The 18983-nt window shown below is 64.9% G+C and carries 14 protein-coding genes; 6 read left to right on the top strand and 8 right to left on the bottom strand.

What is annotated here, in order from left to right; genetic code table 11:
- Positions 1-9: 9 nt before the first annotated feature.
- Complete coding sequence (locus VM99_08705) at positions 10-939, bottom strand: NAD-dependent dehydratase (GenBank protein ID AKJ98139.1); 930 nt, start codon at positions 937-939, stop codon at positions 10-12.
- On the bottom strand, positions 932-1816 hold the full coding sequence (locus VM99_08710; GenBank protein ID AKK01718.1) for a dTDP-4-dehydrorhamnose reductase: 885 nt from the start codon (positions 1814-1816) through the stop codon (positions 932-934). Before VM99_08710 ends, VM99_08705 begins: the two co-directional genes overlap by 8 nt.
- Positions 1817-2130: 314 nt before the next feature.
- Between VM99_08710 and VM99_08715 the strand changes: the two genes are divergently transcribed.
- Positions 2131-6444, top strand: coding sequence for an ATP-dependent DNA helicase (locus VM99_08715; GenBank protein ID AKJ98140.1), 4314 nt, complete (start codon positions 2131-2133; stop codon positions 6442-6444).
- 191 nt (positions 6445-6635) lie between these two features.
- Here the strand turns inward: VM99_08715 and VM99_08720 are convergent, their stop codons facing one another.
- Positions 6636-8723 (bottom strand): mechanosensitive ion channel protein, encoded by a 2088-nt coding sequence (locus tag VM99_08720; protein AKK01719.1) that lies wholly within the window; start codon positions 8721-8723, stop codon positions 6636-6638.
- A gap of 200 nt (positions 8724-8923) precedes the next feature.
- Here VM99_08720 and VM99_08725 point away from each other — a divergent pair, with 200 nt between their 5' ends.
- Genes VM99_08725 through VM99_08740 form a run of 4 tightly spaced genes read left to right on the top strand, consistent with a single transcriptional unit; the run spans position 8924 to position 12942 of the window.
- On the top strand, positions 8924-9850 hold the full coding sequence (locus VM99_08725) for a hypothetical protein (protein AKJ98141.1): 927 nt from the start codon (positions 8924-8926) through the stop codon (positions 9848-9850).
- Positions 9847-10659, top strand: a complete 813-nt coding sequence (locus tag VM99_08730; GenBank protein ID AKJ98142.1) for a hypothetical protein — start codon at positions 9847-9849, stop codon at positions 10657-10659. Before VM99_08725 ends, VM99_08730 begins: the two co-directional genes overlap by 4 nt.
- On the top strand, positions 10656-11954 hold the full coding sequence (locus VM99_08735) for a cardiolipin synthase 2 (protein ID AKJ98143.1): 1299 nt from the start codon (positions 10656-10658) through the stop codon (positions 11952-11954). The genes VM99_08730 and VM99_08735 overlap by 4 nt, the downstream gene beginning before the upstream one ends.
- On the top strand, positions 11941-12942 hold the full coding sequence (locus tag VM99_08740; GenBank protein ID AKJ98144.1) for a membrane protein: 1002 nt from the start codon (positions 11941-11943) through the stop codon (positions 12940-12942). Before VM99_08735 ends, VM99_08740 begins: the two co-directional genes overlap by 14 nt.
- Before the next feature lie 150 nt (positions 12943-13092).
- Here VM99_08740 and VM99_08745 read toward each other — a convergent pair whose 3' ends face one another.
- The 3 genes from VM99_08745 to VM99_08755 form a co-directional block, all read right to left on the bottom strand.
- Entirely contained in the window at positions 13093-13851 is a 759-nt protein-coding gene (locus VM99_08745) for a permease (protein ID AKJ98145.1), read from the bottom strand.
- Complete coding sequence (locus VM99_08750; protein AKJ98146.1) at positions 13841-14950, bottom strand: biotin carboxylase; 1110 nt, start codon at positions 14948-14950, stop codon at positions 13841-13843. The genes VM99_08745 and VM99_08750 overlap by 11 nt, the downstream gene beginning before the upstream one ends.
- 315 nt (positions 14951-15265) lie before the next feature.
- A complete protein-coding gene (locus VM99_08755) occupies positions 15266-16255 on the bottom strand; it encodes an AraC family transcriptional regulator (protein ID AKJ98147.1) in 990 nt (329 codons plus the stop codon).
- 98 nt (positions 16256-16353) lie between these two features.
- Here VM99_08755 and VM99_08760 point away from each other — a divergent pair, with 98 nt between their 5' ends.
- Positions 16354-16911 carry an Isochorismatase gene (locus tag VM99_08760; protein ID AKJ98148.1) on the top strand — a complete coding sequence of 186 codons (558 nt, stop codon included), beginning with the start codon at positions 16354-16356 and terminating at the stop codon, positions 16909-16911.
- A gap of 69 nt (positions 16912-16980) precedes the next feature.
- Here the strand turns inward: VM99_08760 and VM99_08765 are convergent, their stop codons facing one another.
- Both VM99_08765 and VM99_08770 read right to left on the bottom strand, forming a co-directional pair.
- On the bottom strand, positions 16981-17493 hold the full coding sequence (locus tag VM99_08765; GenBank protein ID AKJ98149.1) for a single-stranded DNA-binding protein: 513 nt from the start codon (positions 17491-17493) through the stop codon (positions 16981-16983).
- A 9-nt stretch (positions 17494-17502) separates the two neighbouring features.
- Positions 17503-18900 carry an MFS transporter gene (locus VM99_08770; protein ID AKJ98150.1) on the bottom strand — a complete coding sequence of 466 codons (1398 nt, stop codon included), beginning with the start codon at positions 18898-18900 and terminating at the stop codon, positions 17503-17505.
- Positions 18901-18983 lie beyond the last annotated feature (83 nt).

The raw sequence follows: 18983 nt of genomic DNA on the forward strand, positions 1-18983 counted from the left end.
GCGGTGATCTCAGCGGCCCAACAGCCGCGCCAGGCCTACGCTCATCGGCGTCTGCGGTGGGAAGCTGAAGCGCTGCAACAACCGCTGGTTGTCGGCCCGCGAGTGGCGAATGTCACCGGAACGCACCGGGCCGTAGCTGACCGGCGGCAAGTTGCCGATCACCGCCGCCAGCGCCTCGAGCAACTGCTTGAGGGTCGTCGCCTGGTTCCAGCCGACGTTCACCGCGCCCACTTCCACGTCCGGTTTCTCGATGGCTTGCACCAGCAAGTCCACCAGGTCTTCGACGTAGACAAAATCCCGGGTCTGCTCGCCGTCGCCGAACACGGTGATCGGCAGGCCTTTCTGCGCCCGTTCGCTGAAGATGCTGATGACCCCGGAATACGGCGAGGACGGATCCTGGCGCGGGCCATAGATGTTGAAGAAGCGGAACACCACCGGCTCCAGCGCGTGCTGGCGGCGATAGAAATCGAAGTAGAACTCGCTGGCCAGTTTGTCCGAGGCATACGGCGTCAGCGGCGCCTTGGGCGTGTCCTCGTCGATGGACTGGCCTTCGCCGTTGTTGCCATAGACCGCCGCGCTGGAGGCGAACAGCACCCGCTTCACGCCGGCCTGGCGCATGGCCTCACAGACATTGAGCGTGCCGATGAAATTGCTCTGGTGCGTACGCACCGGGTCGTCCACCGAGGCTTGCACCGAGGCCACCGCGGCCAGGTGCGCCACGGCGCTGCAACCGACCATGGCCCGCGCGACCAGGGCGGCATCGGCGACGTCGCCTTCGATCAGCTCGACGGCCGGGTTATCCAGCGGCAGGTTGCTGCGCTTGCCAGTGGACAGGTCATCGAGGATGCGCACCGAATGTCCCTTGGCGAGCAAGGCGTCGGTCAGGTGCGAACCAATGAAACCCGCACCGCCGGTGATTAAAACAGGGCCGTCAGCCATGGCGATAGAACCTATCCAGTAAGCCTGGGAGCGCCGCGCGCCAGGCGCGGGGCTTGATCCCGAAGGTGTGCAGAATTTTCTTGCAGGCCAGCACCGCGTGTTGCGGTTCTTGCGCGGCGTCCGGGCGTGCAGCGTGGGCCTGGGCCGTGGGCGACTCGATCGCCAGCGGATGCAGGGCCCGGGCTTCGGTCAGGATCGCCTGGCCCAGCGCCAGCGGCGTGGTCGCCTCATGCCCGGCGTAATGATAGGTGCCCCACAGCGGCGCTGCGCAATCGAGTTGCTTGAGCACCGAAATGATCACCCGCGCCGCATCGTCCACCGGCGTCGGATTGCCCCGACGGTCGTCGGCCAGCAACAGTTCTTCCGGCTGTTCGGCCCGGGCCAGAAAGCGTCCGAGGATGCCGTCGGCGCTGTCGTCCAGCAACCAGCCGAATCGCAGCAGCACGTGTTGCGGGCAGGTGGCGCGCACGCTTTGTTCGATCCGCCACAACGCCTGACCGCGCAGGCCCAGGGGCACCGGCTCGTCCTTTTCGCTGTAGGCCGTTGCGCGGGAACCGTCGAACACCCGATAGCTCGACGGTTGCAGCAAGATGATGTTGTGGTGCTGGCACAGTTCGGCCAGGCGCTCGACGGCGCGCTCCTGGCTGGTCAGGCGCTGCTCGCTGACAGCCTCGGCCTGGAACCAGTCGAAGTAGTACGCCAGGTTGATCAAGGCGTCCGGCCGGGTGTCGTCGAGCAACTGCGTCAGGCTCGCGGCATCCCAACCGTCTTCAGGTGGGCGGGGGGCAAGAAAACCGATGTCTTCTTCTGCACCGAGGCGAATCAGCGCCTGCCCAAGGGCATTTCCGCCGCCCAGTAACATAAGGCGCATTCGCATAAAGTCAGCAGGCCCAGTCTGTTGGCACAAGAATTTGGTCGACAACGCCCGCAGGCGTTGCCGGAATCGTTGCATTTTGCGGGTTTAGTGCGCAACCGTCATCCGTAATGTGCAGATCCTGGAGGTGGGCTGTCCTTCAGGCCCTCTTCGTCGGATCGCCGCCTGGGCAAGCCCGCTCCTACAGTCGACCGCATTTGGTCTGACGAAACCCGATTAATTGTGGGAGCGGGCTTGCCCGCGAAAGGGCCCTCTCTGTCGACAGAGATCTCAGCCGGTACTTGCATCTTCCCCACCCCACCCGCATAACTGCTCCTATGAATCTGCCCCTTGCAGCCGACCACGCCATGGCGGGCTTTCACCCCGCCGTCCGCGCCTGGTTCAGCCAGACATTCCCGGCGGTCACGGCCGCCCAGGCCCAGGCGTGGCCGTTGATCAGCCAGCGTCGCTCGACCCTGGTGGCCGCGCCCACCGGTTCGGGCAAGACCCTGACGGCGTTTCTCGCGGTGCTCGACGACCTGGTGCACCGCGGCCTCGAACAGGGTGGCTTGCCGGACCAGACCCTGGTGGTCTACGTCTCGCCGCTCAAGGCCTTGAGCAACGACATCCAGATCAACCTGCAAAATCCCCTGGCCGGCATCACCGAACAACTGCGCCAGATGGGCTTGCCGCCCCTGCCCATCACCACCGCCGTGCGCACCGGCGACACGCCGCAGAAAGATCGCACGGCGATGCGCAAGACTGCGCCGCATATCCTGGTGACCACCCCGGAATCGCTCTACGTCCTGCTCGGCTCCGACTCCGGCCGGCAGATGCTCGGCAGCACGCGCACGGTCATCGTCGATGAAATCCACGCCATCGCCGCCAGCAAACGCGGCAGCCACCTGGCCTTGAGCCTGGAACGCCTGCAAGCCCTGTGCGCCGAACCGCTGGTGCGCATCGGCCTGTCCGCCACGCAAAAACCCATCGAAGCGGTGTCGCGCTTTCTGGTGGGTGAAGGCCGTTCGTGTGAAATCGTCGACATCGGCCACGCCCGCCCTCGGGACCTGGACATCGAAGTACCGCCCGTGCCGCTGTCGGCGGTGATGGCCAACGACGTCTGGGAACTGGTCTATAACCGCCTCGCCGAACTGGCGCGGGCGCACCGCACCACCCTGGTGTTCGTCAATACCCGCCGCCTGGCCGAGCGCCTGAGCCGGCACTTGAGCGAGCGCCTGGGCAAGGACGCCGTGGCCGCCCATCACGGCAGCCTGGCGAAGGAGTTTCGCCTCGACGCCGAACAACGCCTCAAGCGTGGCGAATTGCAGGTGCTGATCGCCACCGCGTCCCTGGAACTGGGCATCGACATTGGCGACGTCGACCTGGTGTGCCAGATCGCCTCGCCCCGCTCGATCTCGGCGTTCCTGCAACGGGTCGGCCGCTCCGGGCACCACGTCGGCGGCACGCCCAAGGGCCGCCTGTTTGCCACCACCCGCGACGACCTCATCGAATGCGTCGCCCTGCTCGACTGCGTGCGCCGGGGTGAACTGGACATCCTGCACATTCCCGAGGCGCCGCTGGACGTGCTGGCCCAACAGATCGTCGCCGAGGTCAGCTGCCAGGAATGGCCGGAACAGGCGCTCCTTGACACATTCCGCCGCGCCTCGCCCTACGCCCAGCTGGACGACGAACACTACCAGGCGCTGCTGCACATGCTCGCCGAAGGCCTCAATGGCCGCCAAGGCGTGCGCAGCGCCTACCTGCACCGCGACGCCGTGACCCGGACCCTGCGCGGGCGCCGGGGCAGCAAGCTGACCGCCGTGACCAGCGGCGGCACCATCCCGGACAACGCCGACTACAGCGTGCTGCTCGAACCCCAGGGGCTGAACATCGGCAGCGTCAACGAAGACTTCGCGGTGGAGAGCATCGCCGGCGACGTGTTCCAGTTGGGCAATACCTCGTACCGCATCATTCGTGTCGAGGCCGGCCGCGTGCGCGTCGAGGACGCCCAGGGCCAGCCGCCGACCATCCCGTTCTGGCTCGGCGAAGCGCCGGGGCGCAGCGCTGAACTGTCCCTGGCCGTGGCTCGCCTGCAAGCACAGCTGGATCAACGGCTCAGCGCCACGCCGGGCAACCTGCAACCGGCCCTCGACTGGCTCACCGACACCTTGGGCCTGAACCTGGCCAGCGCCGAACAACTGCTGGACTACCTGGCTCCGGCGCGCCTGGCCTTCGGCGCGCTGCCGTCCCAGGACACTCTGTTGATGGAGCGTTTCTTCGACGAGTCCGGCGGCACGCAGTTGATCATCCACACGCCGTTCGGCAGCCGCATCAACCGCGCCTGGGGGCTGGCCCTGCGCAAGCGCTTCTGCCGCACCTTCAATTTCGAGCTGCAGGCCGCCGCCAGCGAAGACGCCATCGTGCTGTCGCTGTCCACCAGCCACAGCTTCGAGCTGGACGAGGTCTGGCGCTACCTCAACAGCCACAGCGCCGAGCAGATCCTTGTCCAGGCGGTCCTCGACGCGCCGTTGTTCGGCGTGCGCTGGCGCTGGAACGCCGGCGTGGCCCTGGCCTTGCCGCGCTACACCGGCGGGCGCAAAGTCGCGCCGCAGATCCAGCGAATGAAAAGCGAAGACCTGATCGCCAGCGTCTTCCCCGACCAGATCGCGTGCCTGGAAAACCTGGCCGGTGAGCGGGAAATCCCCCATCACCCGCTGGTGGAACAGACCCTCGACGACTGCCTGCACGAAGCCATGGACAGCGAAGGCTGGCTGGCGCTGCTGCGGCGCATGGAGGCCGGTGAAGTGCGGCTGATCAGTCGTGACCTGCCCGCGCCTTCGCCCCTGGCGGCAGAAATCCTCAGCGCCCGGCCCTACACCTTTCTCGACGACGCGCCGCTGGAAGAACGGCGCACCCAGGCGGTGATCAACCGGCGCTGGAGCGATCCGCACGCCACCGATGACCTCGGTGCCCTGGACGCCGAAGCCATCGAGTCGGTGCGCGAAGAAGCCTGGCCGACCCCGGCCAATCTCGATGAAATGCACGAAGCGCTGATGAGCCTGGCCGGCATTACCGACAGCGAAGCCAGCGCCCACCCGGCCTGGCATGGCTGGTTGCAGACGCTGGCTGAACAGGGACGCGCCAGCCACGTGCAGATCAGCGCCGAACGCGGCCTTTGGGTGGCCCTGGAGCGGCTGACGTGCGCGCAGGCGGTTTATCCACAGGCCCGCTGGCAACCACCGCTGGCGCCCCTGACCGGTTTCGATGAGCCTTGGGAACACGACGATGCCGTGGTGGAGATGCTCCGCGCCCGGCTCAGCGCCTTCGGCCCGCTGCCGCTGACGGCCATCGCCTACCCGCTGGGGCTGTCGACGCCACAGGTCACCCTGGCCCTGGCGCACCTGGAACAGCAAGGCTATGTGCTGCGTGGGCGGTTCACGCCGGGGACCGGTCAGGAAGAATGGTGCGAACGGCATTTGCTGGCGCGTATCCACCGCTACACCGTCAAACGCCTGCGCCGGGAAATCGAACCGGTGAGCTTGCAGGACTTCATGCGTTTTCTGTTCGACTGGCAGCACCTGTCGCCCTCGACCCAAGGCCGTGGCAGCGCCGTACTGCCGTCCATCGTCAGCCAGTTCGAAGGTTATCCGGCGGCCGCTGTGGCCTGGGACAGCGACCTGCTGCCCGCGCGCATCAAGGACTACTCAGCCAACTGGCTCGATGAGCTGTGCCGCAGCGGCAAGGTGGTCTGGACACGCTTGAGCGCGCGGCAGAAGCTCGCCGCCAGCGCCCTGCGTAGCACGCCGGTGGTGCTGTTGCCGCGCAACCAGGTGGCGCTGTGGAGCAGCCTGGCCGAACAGACGCCCGTCAGCGAGCTGTCGCCCAAGACGCAAAAAGTCCATCAGGCCCTCAGCGACCACGGTGCTTTGTTTTTCGACGAGCTGCTGCACGAAGCCCACCTGTTGCGCACCGAACTGGAAATGGCCTTGCAGGAACTGGTGGGCGCCGGATTGGTGAATGCCGACAGCTTCGCCGGCTTGCGCGCGTTGATCACCCCCGCCAGCAAGCGTCAGGCCCGCAGCAGCCGGCGCGGGCGCGGGGCGTTTGTCGGCGGCATGGACGACGCCGGGCGCTGGGCCCTGCTGCGCCGCACACCGCCGGCGCCCGCAGAAGGCAACCGCCCCGCGCCCACGCCGCCCGAAACCCTGGAACACATCGCCATGACCCTGCTGCGCCGCTACGGCGTGGTGTTCTGGCGGTTGCTGGAGCGCGAGGCCGACTGGCTGCCGAGCTGGCGTGAGTTGCTGCGCACCTTCCATCGCCTGGAGGCGCGGGGGGAAATCCGCGGAGGACGTTTTGTCAGTGGCCTGGCCGGCGAACAATTCGCCCTGCCCGAGGCGATCCCCCTGCTACGCGAAGTGCGCCGCCGCCCGGCCGACAGCAGCGTGGTTGCCGTGTGTGGCGTGGACCCGCTGAACCTCGCCGGCACCCTACTGCCGGGGGCGAAGGTGCCGGCGCTGGCGAGCAATCGGCTGGTGTATCGCGATGGCGTGCCGGTCGCGGCGCAGGTGGCCGGGAAGGTGCTGTTCTGGGTTGAACTGGAGGCGCAGGCGATGGCTGATATCCGGAGCAAACTCATTCACAAAGGTTGAGGATCGAACGCGCAGCGTGGGAACGATCAGAAAGGTTGAGGGTGTCTGGGCGGGCCTCTTCGCGGGCAAGCCCGCTCCCACAGTTGAAATGTATTCCCCTGTCAGAATGCATTTCCCTGTGAAGATGCATTTCCCTGTGGGAGCGGGCTTGCCCGCGAAGGGGCCATCAGCATCACCCCACGCCGATGCCACTATCGAGGTCGCTCGGGCAACGCTTCCTCTTCCCCGGGCTCTTGCACCAAGCGCTTCGGCAACATCACCTGCTGTGGATAAGTCTGCGCGAAGTGCACCGCCGGATGGTTATCCACAAGCTTCTTCAAGCGTTGGTTGAACGCCCGGCTCACCGCGTACTGCCCACCGGACACCGTACGGAACTGGGCGGTGAGGACCACGCCGTTGAGGTCCATCCGGTCGACGCCGAACACATCCAGCGGCCCTTGCAGGTTGAACTTGAGGAACGGGTCCTCGGAGATCGAACGCCCGGCTTCGCGAATCAGCTCGATGGCCTCCTCGACATCGGTGTCGTAGGTGAACTGCACGGAGAAAAATGCAAAGGCGAATTGCCGCGATTGATTGGTCACGGCCTTGATCTGGCCGAACGGCACCGAATGCACGAAGCCCTTGCCGTCGCGCAGGCGCAGGGTGCGAATGGTCAGGCCCTCGACGGTGCCGGCGTGACCGGAGTCGAGCACCACCCAGTCGCCGATGGACAGCGTGTCCTCGATGATGATGAACAACCCGGTGATGACGTCCTGTACCAATTGCTGTGAACCGAAGCCGATCGCCAGCCCCACGACCCCGGCACCGGCCAGCAACGGCGCGACGTTGATCCCCAGGTTGGCCATGGTGGTGATCGCGCAGATCACCACCAGGATGATTTTCGCCGCGTTGCGCAACAGCGGCAGGATGGTCTTGATCCGCGTGCTGGGCTGGCGGGCGCCACGCTTGTTCAGCGGCGGCTTCAAGGCTTCCTGGATCGCCGTATCGAGCACCACCCACATCAGCCAGGTCACCAGGAAGATCAGGCCGATGCGGCTCAGGGAATCGCTGATCGCCCGCCCCACGGCGTTGCGCGAGGCGAACTCGAACAGCGAGATCCCCCAGATCCGCCCGAGGACTTCAATGAACACCACGGCCAGGACAATTCGCAGCAACGCGTGCAACAGGCTCAGCAGCCGCCCCTTGTAGGCGCTGCTGCGCTGGATGGCCTCGGCCTTGGGCGACTTGAAGACGTGCTGGAACACCGTGCTGAGAAACACCGTCGCAATCAGCAGGATGGTCGTGAACAAGGCACAACGCAGGGCTTTCTGGTTGTCCTCGCCGACGCCGATCAGGCTCACCGCCGACACCAGCACCATCAGCAGGATCGGCCAGTACCAGAGCCCGGAAAAAATCCGCAGCGACTCCTGCAAGGCCGGTTGCTTCAAGCGCTGGGCCAGGGATCGGTTGCGAATCAGGTGGGCCACCGGGCGCCGCAGGCGAATCACCAGCCAGCCAAAGATCATCGACGCCAGCAGGCCGGTGAACACCGCGACGCTGCTGGTGATGTTGCCGCCCAGTTGCCGGGCGATCTGCGGGCTGGTCAAGGCATCGCTGAGGGCGGCGAGAAAGCCGATCATGAACAGCGGCCGGGGGCTCAGGTGCCGGATGATCGCCACCGCCCGGCGCTTGTGCCCGGCGTTGAACATCACGATGACGCACAGCAACACCGAGGTGGAGAAAATGCCGCTGCTGGTGGCGTAGGCAAAGCACAGGGCCAGGGCCCGGCCGACCGAGACCTGCAGGAAGTGACTGACGTACAGGGTCAACGGCAGGCAAAGCAGTGCCGGGACGGTGTAGGGCAACACGTAGCCGAGCACATCCCGGACCCGCTGGCGCGTGCGCAGCCAGCGACCCCCGCCAAGGCGCCGCACCAGTAGCCGCGCGCCCGACCAGAGCACGGCAAACGCGCCGATCCAGACACCCGACAGCAACAGGAAATCCCCCGTCACTCGCCAGGACGAACGGGCCGTCTGGTCCACCAGCCGGTCCACCTCATCCGCCGCACGATCCGCCCGCAGGCGCCAGGCATCCACCAGGCTCTGGTTGAGGTCGAGCTTGTCCTGGACGTCATCGATGCTCGAACTGATGGCGCCGAGCAGGCCGCCCTGGACCAGGGGTTCGGGCTCTGCTGGGGCTTCACTGGGCGCGGCAGTGCCGGGAATGGCGGCTGCGCCGTAGGCGATGCTGCCGGTCAGCGCCAGCAATACCAACAGCAATACACGGCTCAATCGAGACAACACGCGAGGCTCCTTGATGGGAATCGGTAAGGAACTGATCCCTATCGGGCGAGCAAGTTCGCTCCACGGGTCAATACACAACCTTGTGGCCACAGAAAGCCTTGCCGCGTCCACCGGGCACCTGCCCGAAACTTTCTGCCTCGCCCGACAGTCATCAACAAGACACCAGCGGTACGAGGTCAATGGCACGGGAGGGACACATGACGGCGATCCACATTGGTATTTCCGGTTGGCGCTACACGCCTTGGCGGGGGGACTTCTACCCGAAGGGGCTGACTCAAAAACGCGAATTGCAATTCGCCTCGCGAGCGGTCAACAGCATCGAAATCAATGGATCGTTCTACGCCCTGCAACGCCCCGAACGCTATGCCCAGTGGTATGCCGAGACGCCGCCCGGCTTCGTGTTCAGCGTCAAGGCGCCCCGCTTCATCACCCACATCAAGCGCTTGCGCGAGGTGCACAAACCGCTGGCCAACTTCCTCGCCTCCGGCGTGCTGGAGCTCAAGGAGAAACTCGGCCCGATCCTCTGGCAGTTTCCACCGAGCTTCAAATTCGACCCCGAACTGTTCGAGGACTTCCTCAAGCAGCTGCCCCACGACACCGAAGGCGCCGCGACCCTCGCCCGCGAGCACGAACCGCGCCTGGACGGCCACGCCAGCACGACGGCGGATAAAAAACGCCGGTTGCGCCACGCTGTCGAGATCCGCCACGACAGCTTCATCGACCCGCACTTCATCACCCTGCTCCGGCGTTACGACATCGCCCTGGTGATCGCCGACACCGCCGGCAAATGGCCCTATCGCGAGGACGTCACCAGCGACTTCGTCTACCTGCGCCTGCACGGCGCGGAAGAGCTGTACGCCAGCGGCTATACCGACGCAGCGTTGAAGCGCTGGGGCGACCGGATCCAAGCCTGGAGCCACGGCACGCAGCCGGACGACGCGCACCTGATCGACCCGCAGAAGCAACCTCGAGCCCGCAAGAGCCGCGAGGTGTTCTGCTACTTCGACAACGACATCAAGGTCCGCGCGCCCTATGACGCGCGCCACTTGCTGGAGCGCTTCGACCTGGACAAGGACCTCGCCACCGCACCCGGCGTGCGCCCGGCCGAGGGAGTCCTGGCATGAACATTACCCAGTCCACCGAAGCGACCCGCGAGCCCGACCAGGACACCCGCCGGGACCTGGTCCCGACCCAGCGTTTCACCGTGCTGACGGTCAACACCCACAAAGGCTTCACGGCCCTGAACCGCCGCTTCATCCTGCCGGAACTGCGCGAAGCGGTGCGCAGCGTCTCCGCCGACGTGGTGTTCCTGCAGGAGGTCCACGGCACCCACGAACACCATCCCCAGCGTTTCGCCAACTGGCCGAGCATGCCCCAGTACGAATTCCTGGCCGACAGCCTCTGGCCGCAGTTCGCCTATGGGCGCAATGCGGTGTACCCGGCGGGCGACCACGGCAACGCGCTGCTGTCGAAATTCCAGATCGTGCACCATGAAAACCTCGACGTGTCCATCAGCGGCCATGAAAACCGCGGCATGCTCCACAGCATGTTGCGCCTGCCCAGCGGCGATGGGCCGCAGATCCATGCCATCTGCGTTCACCTGGGGCTGCGCGAAAGCCATCGGGTCGCGCAGTTGAAGCTGCTTTGCCAGCGCTTGAGCGAACTGCCGCCCGAGGCCCCGGTGATCGTCGCCGGCGACTTCAACGACTGGCGTGGCAAGGCCAGTGACTTGCTCGAACCCGCCGGCCTGCGTGAAGTGTTCACCGAACAATGGGGCAAGCCGGCCCGCAGCTTCCCGGCGCGCATGCCGCTGTTGCGCCTGGACCGCATCTACGTGCGCAACCTCAAGGCCCGTCACGCCCAAGTGCTGAATGTCAGGCCCTGGTCGCACCTTTCAGACCACGCACCGTTGTCGGTGGAGATCGAACTATGAGCGCGACGATGAACAAGGCGACGGTGGAGCAGGTCGAGGCTCCGCCCACCGAGCGCAACCCGGCACTGGTGGACGTCGAATACGGCTGGCACGGCAACAACCGCGTCACCTTGCTGGAGAACGGCGAGGCGTATTTCCCCCGGGTGTTCGAGGCCATCCGCCGGGCCGAGAAGGAAGTGCTCATCGAGACCTTCATCCTGTTCGAGGACAAGGTCGGCAACGAGTTGCGCGACCTACTGGTGGATGCGGCCCAGCGTGGTGTGCGTGTCACCCTCAGCCTGGACGGCTTCGGCTGCGGCGAGCTGACGCCCAACTTCCTCGCCTCGTTGAGCGATGCCGGCGTGCGCCTGCAAATGTTCGACCCCGCGCCTCTTCACTTGGGCATCCGCACCAACTGGTTCCGCCGCCTGCACCGCAAGGTGGTGGTGATCGACGGGGTGATCGCGTTCATCGGCGGGATCAACTTTTCCGCCGACCACCTGGGCGATTTCGGCCCCGAGGCCAAGCAAGACTATTCGGTGGAAATCAAAGGCCCGGCGGTGGTCGACATCCATCACTTCGCCTTGATGCAGAGCGGTCGTCCGGCCCGGGCCAAATACTGGTGGCAACGGCGCCGCAGCCGGCGCAACGAGTTGGCCTTCAGCGATCATGACGGCCAGGTGCGACTGGTCTATCGCGATAACCATGAGCACCAGACCGACATCGAAGAGGTCTACCTGCAAGTGCTGCGCAGCGCCAAGCGGCGCGTGGTGATCGCCAACGCCTACTTCTTCCCCGGCTACCGGTTGCTGCGCGAGATCCGCAACGCGGCGCGGCGCGGGGTGGAGGTGCGGCTGATCCTGCAGGGCCAGCCGGACATGATGATCGCCAAGCTCGCGGCGCGGATGCTCTACAGCTACCTGCTCAAGGCCGGCGTGGTGATCTGCGAATATTGCGAGCGACCGCTGCACGGCAAGGTCGCGCTGGTGGACGAGGACTGGAGCACCGTGGGCTCGAGCAACCTCGACCCCTTGAGCCTGTCGCTGAACCTGGAAGCCAATGTGTTGATCCGCGACCGGGCGTTCAACCGCGAGCTGTTCGAGCGCCTCGACTACCTGATCCGCAACCACTGCACGGTCATGCCCAAGGACCACGCCCCACGTGGCCTGCTGTGGCGCATGACCATCGGTTTCATGGTGTTCCATTTCCTGCGCCACTTCCCGTCCTGGGCCGGCTGGCTGCCGGCCCATAAACCGCGTCTGAAACCTTTCTCGCCGCCGACGGCGGTTCGGAGCGAACCCCATGAACCACTCTGAAGCGCACACCGCGCCAGCTGATGCCCAGGTCCGGGACGAGCACAAGCCCGCGTCGCGCTGGAGCCGCTGGAAACGGCCGCTGACCCTGGCGTTCTTCCTGCTGTTGATCGTGCTGTTCACAGCCCTGGCCCGGCGCATCGACTGGTCCGAAGTGTTCGACACCCTGGCCGATTTCAAGGTACGGACGCTGGTCATCGCTGCCGCGTTGACGATCACCAGTTTCATCACCTACGCCTGCTTCGACCTGATCGGACGCACCTACATCCGCCAGAAGCTCGGCTGGCGGCAGATTCTGCCGGTGGGGGTGATCAGCTACGCTTTCAACCTCAACCTCAGCGCCTGGGTCGGCGGCATCGCCATGCGCTATCGGCTTTACTCGCGCCTGGGCGTCAGCACGGGCAACATCGCCAAGATCCTCGGGCTGAGCCTGGCGACGAACTGGTTTGGCTACATGACCCTGGCCGGCGTGGTGTTCAGCAGTGGCCTAGTGACCATGCCGCCCGGCTGGAAGCTGAGCAGCACGGCCTTGCAGGGCGTCGGCGTGCTGTTGCTGCTGGTGAGCGCCGGTTACCTGCTGGCCTGCCAGTTCTCCAAGCGCCGGGCCTGGACGATTCGCGGCATGGAGATCAACCTGCCGTCGCTGCGCATGGCCGTGCTGCAACTGGCGCTGGGCGCGTTGAACTGGTCGTTGATGGCGGCGGTGATTTTCACCCTGTTGCCGAGCAAGCTGGAGTACCCGGTGGTCCTCGGCGTGCTGTTGATCAGCAGCATCGCCGGTGTCATCACCCACATTCCGGCGGGGCTCGGGGTGCTGGAGGCGGTGTTCATCGCACTGCTGCAACATGAAGTGTCGCGGGGCAGCCTGCTGGCGGGCCTGATCGCCTACCGGGCGATCTACTTCATCCTGCCGTTGTTAATCACCGTGGTGATGTACCTGGTGATCGAGGCGAAGGCCAAGGCATTGCGGGTCAAGCCTGGGGTGAAGTGAAGCCTTGATTGGGAGGTTGTCTGGCCTGGCCCCTTCGCGAGCAAGCCCGCTCCCACATGAGGTTCGTGGTGAGTGCTGATTTGTGGGCCAGTGAAGACTCCGTGTGGGAGCGGGCTTGCTCGCGAAGGGGCCCGCACAGACACCACACCACTACCGCGCCTGGATAATGCTCAACCGCTCTCCCACCACCATTTCCGTGATCCAGTCCACCAGGATCGAGGTGTAGGCCTGTTGTGACACAGGGTCGCTCAAGGCATGGTCGGCGCCGTCGATGATGCGGTGCGTCAGTGAATGGGTCTGCTGGCACGCCGCACGGTAACTCATGATGGTGGCGTGGGGGACGTGGTCATCGGTCTCCGACTCCACCAGCAACACATCACCGGTGAACTGCGAGCACGCATGCAAGGCGCGGTTGGTGCTGGCGTGCACCAGGGTGCTGCGATAATCCAGCAGGTCGCTTTTGTCCAGGTCGCGCTTGGGCGTGTGCCATTGCTCGTCGCGGTACAGCGCCGGCACCCGCAGGGCCAGCCAGCGCACCGGTCGCAGCGAGGTCAGGATCGAAGCCAGGTAACCGCCGTAGCTGGTGCCCACCACGGCAATCGCCGAGGTATCAAGGGCCGGGTGCGCCAGCAGTCGGTCATAGGCCGCGAGCAAGTCCCGCAGGTTATCTTCCCGGGTGACCCGCGACAGCGGGATTCCCGCCCCGCCGGTATGGCCACGCAAATCGAAGGTCAGGCACACGCAGCCAAGGCCAGCGATGCCCTTGGCCCGCTCCAGGTCGCGCTCCTGGTTCCCGCCCCAGCCGTGCACGAACAGCACGCCGGGGACTTTCGATTTGGGGCTCAGGAACGTCCCGTTCATCCGCTCATCGTCGATTTCGATCTGAATGGTTTCGCTTCTAGCCGTCATAGGATTGAACCGTCACGTATTTGAGAAGGAAGTCGCCATTGTGTGCCGCGCCGCGGTACACCTCCCGGGCGCCCTGTGGCAGCGGCTGGTCGATGTAGGTTTCCACCGAAGACACGTTCACGACGGTGGTCGTGGGGTCGTTGACGAACACCTCCAGCGCCGCCAACTCGGCGCTGCTGGCCCCGCCCATGCGCCAGGACTGCTCCAGCACACCGCCGCGCGGCTGGCCGGCGGCATCGAGGCCCTGGGCGATGTCGTAGTTTCTGCGCGAAGCGAAGAAGTTCGGATAGGCCTGGTTGGCCGCATCGTCAAACACCTGCGCCAGGCGCACCGCCTCGCGCACATCGTCGGGCAACTCCAGCTTGAGCAACTCGATGTAGCCGCCCTGCACCACCAGCAGGTCCGAACCGCCATACACCTCCAACCCCTGACTGTCCTCGGTCAGGTGTTGCACACCGCAATAACTCATGACCTTGCCGTTGATGAAGCTCTGGCCGACGCTCTGGGTCTTGACCTGGCTAAGGTTCTGCTCCAGTACCACGCCGTCGCGAAACAACGCCTGGGCCTCGGGACTGGCGACCACCTCATCGAACTGCGCCAGGCTCTTGATGACCCGTTGATCACGTCCGGCACAGGCATGGATCGGCTTGAGGCGGATCGGCCCGGTGTACAGCAGTTGCTCGGCCGCCGGACGCGCATCCCGCAGGGAAAACACGCTCACGCCATCCAACACGGCGCCTCGGGTCAGCTTGGCGAACAACGGCGACCAGCCTTGGGGCGCCACCGCCTCCTTGTTCAACAGACCATGGGCGATCGCCTTGGTGCAAATGAAATCATGCTCGACGAAGCCGCCCCACAGGTCATCCGGGCCATTGACCCCCAGGCGCTGCGCGGCGTCGCGGCCGATCAGGGTTTGCGTGGGCAGCAGGTACAAACCTCGCTGGCCGGGCTGCTGCTCGTCGTAGCTGCCACCGTATTCGACGCCGAGGATCTGCGCCAGCCAGCGGGCCAGCGCGCGATTGGTTTGCACCTCGTGAAGCGGTGCATGAGGATTGACCGACAGGGCCACTACCGTTTTGTTGCGATTGACCGACGTCATGCGTTGCCCTTTTACCTGCGCTCGATGGCTGTGGGTAACAGGGGTGCAGAGATCAGGCCAACCGCTTGGCGCGGGACTGGCGGCAAGAAAAACAGGGGGGTTACGGCAACGCTGGTGGCACCTGGCCTGTTTCATTCTGCACGACATGGCACCACGATCCGGCGAATTGCACGATACAAGGCATTCCCTGTGGCGAGGGAGCTTGCTCCCGCTGGGGTGCGAAGCGCCCCCAGACAAACTGACTCCGGACATGACAGGCAAGGTACCCGGGTCTGCTGCGCAGTCCAGCGGGAGCAAGCTCCCTCGCCACGGCCGTTACTTCGAAACGGCCGGCCCCACTCCGAACCGCGCCCGATAATCACTCGGCGCCAACCCGGTGATCTTCTTGAACGTCGCCCGGAAAGCCCCCGGGTCCTGGTAGCCGACGGTCCAGGCAATGTGCTCAATGGTGCCATTGGTGAACTCGAGCATCTCCCGGGCCTTGCCAACCCTCAGGTGCTGACAGTATTGCGTAGGCTTGAGCCCGGTAGCGCTGCGAAACCGGCGCAGGAACGTGCGTTCTTCCAGCCCGGCCTGTTCCGCCATCGCCGCCAGGGTGACATCCACCGCGCCGCTGCCTTGTAACCAGTGCTGGACCTTGAGGATCGCTCCATCGCCATGCCCGAGGATGGGGGCAAAGTTACTGCCGCACTCGCTGGCGCTGTCGCTGTGTTCGATCACCAGAAATTGCGCCGTACGTGTGGCGATACTCGGGCCCAGCAAGCGGTTCACCAGGCGCAAGCCCAACTCCGACCAGGCCATCAGCCCGGCAGTGGTGATCAGGTCGCCGTCGTCGACAATCGGTTTATCGGCCTCGAGCCTGATCTTCGGGTAACGCTCGGCGAAGGACTTGGCCGATGTCCAATGGGTGGTGGCGCTGCGTCCATCGAGCAAGCCGCTTTCGGCGAGCAGGATCGAGCCGACACACACACCGCCCAACACCGTGCCACCGGCGTGCTGCGTTCGTAGCCAATCCATCAGCGCCGGGGACACGAGCCCTTCGCTGAAACCGGCAATGGAGGGCGGAATCAGCAATGCGGCCAGCCTATGCGCCGTGCCGCTTTCGCTGGCGAATACCCGCAGCGGTGCCTGGCCGCTCTCCGCCCGCCAATGGCTCACCAGCAACCGTGGCAACTGCGCGCCGCCCTGCTCGGCCGCAATCCGCTGCGCGACGCCGAACAGATCGGTCAAACCGTGCACCGCCGCCAGTTGGGCGCCGGGGTAAATCAGCACCCCAAGCTCGGCGACCACCCTTTCCTGCGTCATTGTCAGTTTTCCCTCGCTTATTGTCGTTGCGGCCAATCCTCGAACCGACGGCAAACGCCAATACTGGCTTCACCCCTCATTGATCCAAGGAAGTCCTCATGTCCAAGCAAGCGCTCATCGTAGTCGATATCCAGAACGACTACTTCCCCCAGGGGAAATGGCCATTGGTCGGTGCCGACAGCGCCGCCGACAAAGCCGCACGGCTGATCGAAGCCTTTCGCCAGACCGGGGACCGCGTGGTGCACATCCGCCACGAGTTCACCTCCGAGGAGGCGCCGTTCTTCACCCCGGGCTCCGAAGGTGCTCAACTGCACCCCAAGGTACGCAATCGCGACGATGAACCGGTGGTGCTCAAGCATTTCGTCAACGCGTTTCGCGACACCGAACTGAAGGCCATCCTCGAACGCGACGGCATCGAACAACTGGTCATCGTCGGCAGCATGAGCCATATGTGCATCGATGGTGCCGCCCGGGCTGCGGCAGACCTGGGCTACGGCGTTACGGTGATCCACGACGCCTGCGCGACCCTGGACCTGGAATTCAACGGCGTCGTCGTGCCCGCCGCCCAGGTGCACGCAGCGTTCATGGCAGCGCTGGGCTTTGCCTATGCGAACGTGGTGAGCACGGAGCAATTCCTGACGGGTAGCCACTCCTGAAAACCTGCGGTCATAAAAAACCGCGCTTCGGGAAACCGAAGCGCGGTCTTGTTTTTAGCGGACAGCCGCTTAGAACGGAATATCGTCGTCGAAGCTGTCGAAATCCGGGGCCGGTTGCGGCGCGGCCTGTTGCGGGGCTGGACGCTCGCGTTGTGGCTGTGGCGCCGCCTGTGGGCGAGGTGCCTGCTGACGCGGGGCCGACTGCTGGTAGTTGTTGCCACCTTGCTGGTCACCCTGTGGACGGCCGCCCAGCAGTTGCATGGTGCCTTGCATGTCCACCACGATTTCGGTGGTGTAGCGCTTGATGCCGTCTTTTTCCCACTCGCGGGTCTGCAGCTTGCCTTCGATATACACCTGCGAACCCTTGCGCAGGTATTCGCCGGCGATCTCCGCCACTTTGCCGAACATCGACACGCGGTGCCATTCGGTCTTCTCGACCTTCTGGCCGGTCTGCTTGTCGGTCCACTGTTCGCTGGTCGCCAGACTCAGGTTGGTCACGGCGTTGCCGTTCGGCAGGTAGCGAACTTCGGGATCCTGGCCGCAAGTACCGACCAATATGACTTTGTTAACCCCACGGGCCATAACGTTCTCCTAGGCTTCGCACGTGGTCGGGGCCGGGTTGTTCACCAGGCGCTCGAGCGTCGCACGATCCAATAATTCGGTGTCCAGTTTGATGTAAACGGCCGCTTCGTCGGCGACCACCACTGCATCGGTTACTCCAACGACGGCCTTGAGGCGCTCGGTCAGGCCTGCTTCGCGGATGGCTTCGGGCGACAACGGCAAGCGCAGGCTCGTCACATACGGAGGTTCGCGCATGGTAACAGCAAAGACCAGCCAAAGTGCAGCCAGCGCGGCACATCCCAGGAAGACAACCGACAAACCGCCGTGCTGGAACAGCCAACCGCCGAGAATCCCGCCCAACGCCGAACCGAGGAACTGGCTGGTGGAATAGACCCCCATGGCCGTGCCCTTGCCACCGGCCGGTGAAACCTTGCTGATCAGCGACGGCAGCGACGCTTCCAACAGATTGAACGCGGTGAAGAACACCACCGTACCGATCACCAGCGCCCGCAGGCTGTCGCCGAACTGCCAGAAGAATAGCTCAGTGAGCATCAGCGTCAGGACGGCACCGAGTAAAACTCGTTTCATTTTGCGTCGCTTCTCGCCGTAGATGATGAACGGGATCATCGCGAAAAACGAAATCAGCAGCGCCGTGAGATAGACCCACCAATGCTGTTCCTTGGGCAAGCCGGCCTTCTCGACCAGCGCCAGCGGCAAGGCCACGAAGCTGGACATCAGCATGGCGTGGAGCACGAAAATACCCAGGTCCAGGCGCAGCAGGTCCGGGTGCTTGAGCGTCGGGATCAGCGCCTGGCGCGCCACCCCGGATTCACGGTGCTGCAACGGCCCGGTGGCTCGCGGCACCATGAAGGCGACGATCAGGATGCCCACCAACGCCATGCCGCCGGTGGCCAGGAACAGGCCCGACAGGCCAAACGCCCGGGTCAGCAACGGCCCCACGACCATCGCGACGGCGAACGACAGGCCGATCGTCATGCCGATCATGGCCATGGCCTTGGTCCGATGCTGTTCGCGGGTCAGGTCCGATAGCAATGCCATGACGGCCGCCGAAATCGCCCCGGCGCCTTGCAGGATCCGTCCGGCGATCACGCCCCAGATCGAATCGGCGCCGGCCGCCAGCACACTGCCGAGGGCGAAGACGATCAACCCCAGGTAAATCACCGGACGCCGGCCAATGCGGTCGGAAATGATCCCGAACGGGATCTGGAAAATCGCCTGGGTCAGGCCATAGGCGCCAATCGCCAGCCCGATGAGGGCCGGGGTCGCGCCCGCCAGGTCCATGCCATAGGTCGCCAGCACCGGCAACACCATGAACATGCCCAGCATGCGAAAGGCGAACACCAGGGCAAGGCCGCTTGCTGCGCGGGTCTCGCCGCCACTCATGCGTTCGCTGTGGGGATCGTGCATGGAAAAACCTCATGTGAACCGGCGGCGATTCTACCAGTCCCATCGATTGAGGGGGTATATGGCGACGGTTTGCCGCGCAGTCT

It is taken from the genome of Pseudomonas chlororaphis, assembly GCA_001023535.1.
In the GTDB taxonomy this organism is placed as follows: Bacteria; Pseudomonadota; Gammaproteobacteria; order Pseudomonadales; family Pseudomonadaceae; genus Aquipseudomonas; species Aquipseudomonas chlororaphis_E.

Excerpts from the sequence above, each read along its gene's own strand:
- VM99_08705 (AKJ98139.1), bottom strand. The coding sequence starts at position 939 with ATGGCTGACGGCCCTGTTTTAATCACCGGCGGTGCGGGTTTCATTGGT.
- VM99_08740 (AKJ98144.1), top strand. The coding sequence starts at position 11,941 with ATGAACCACTCTGAAGCGCACACCGCGCCAGCTGATGCCCAGGTCCGG.
- VM99_08760 (AKJ98148.1), top strand. The coding sequence starts at position 16,354 with ATGTCCAAGCAAGCGCTCATCGTAGTCGATATCCAGAACGACTACTTC.
- VM99_08710 (AKK01718.1), bottom strand. The coding sequence starts at position 1,816 with ATGCGAATGCGCCTTATGTTACTGGGCGGCGGAAATGCCCTTGGGCAG.
- VM99_08770 (AKJ98150.1), bottom strand. The coding sequence starts at position 18,900 with ATGCACGATCCCCACAGCGAACGCATGAGTGGCGGCGAGACCCGCGCA.
- VM99_08765 (AKJ98149.1), bottom strand. The coding sequence starts at position 17,493 with ATGGCCCGTGGGGTTAACAAAGTCATATTGGTCGGTACTTGCGGCCAG.
- VM99_08755 (AKJ98147.1), bottom strand. The coding sequence starts at position 16,255 with ATGACGCAGGAAAGGGTGGTCGCCGAGCTTGGGGTGCTGATTTACCCC.
- VM99_08735 (AKJ98143.1), top strand. The coding sequence starts at position 10,656 with ATGAGCGCGACGATGAACAAGGCGACGGTGGAGCAGGTCGAGGCTCCG.
- VM99_08750 (AKJ98146.1), bottom strand. The coding sequence starts at position 14,950 with ATGACGTCGGTCAATCGCAACAAAACGGTAGTGGCCCTGTCGGTCAAT.
- VM99_08725 (AKJ98141.1), top strand. The coding sequence starts at position 8,924 with ATGACGGCGATCCACATTGGTATTTCCGGTTGGCGCTACACGCCTTGG.
- VM99_08715 (AKJ98140.1), top strand. The coding sequence starts at position 2,131 with ATGAATCTGCCCCTTGCAGCCGACCACGCCATGGCGGGCTTTCACCCC.
- VM99_08730 (AKJ98142.1), top strand. The coding sequence starts at position 9,847 with ATGAACATTACCCAGTCCACCGAAGCGACCCGCGAGCCCGACCAGGAC.
- VM99_08745 (AKJ98145.1), bottom strand. The coding sequence starts at position 13,851 with ATGACGGCTAGAAGCGAAACCATTCAGATCGAAATCGACGATGAGCGG.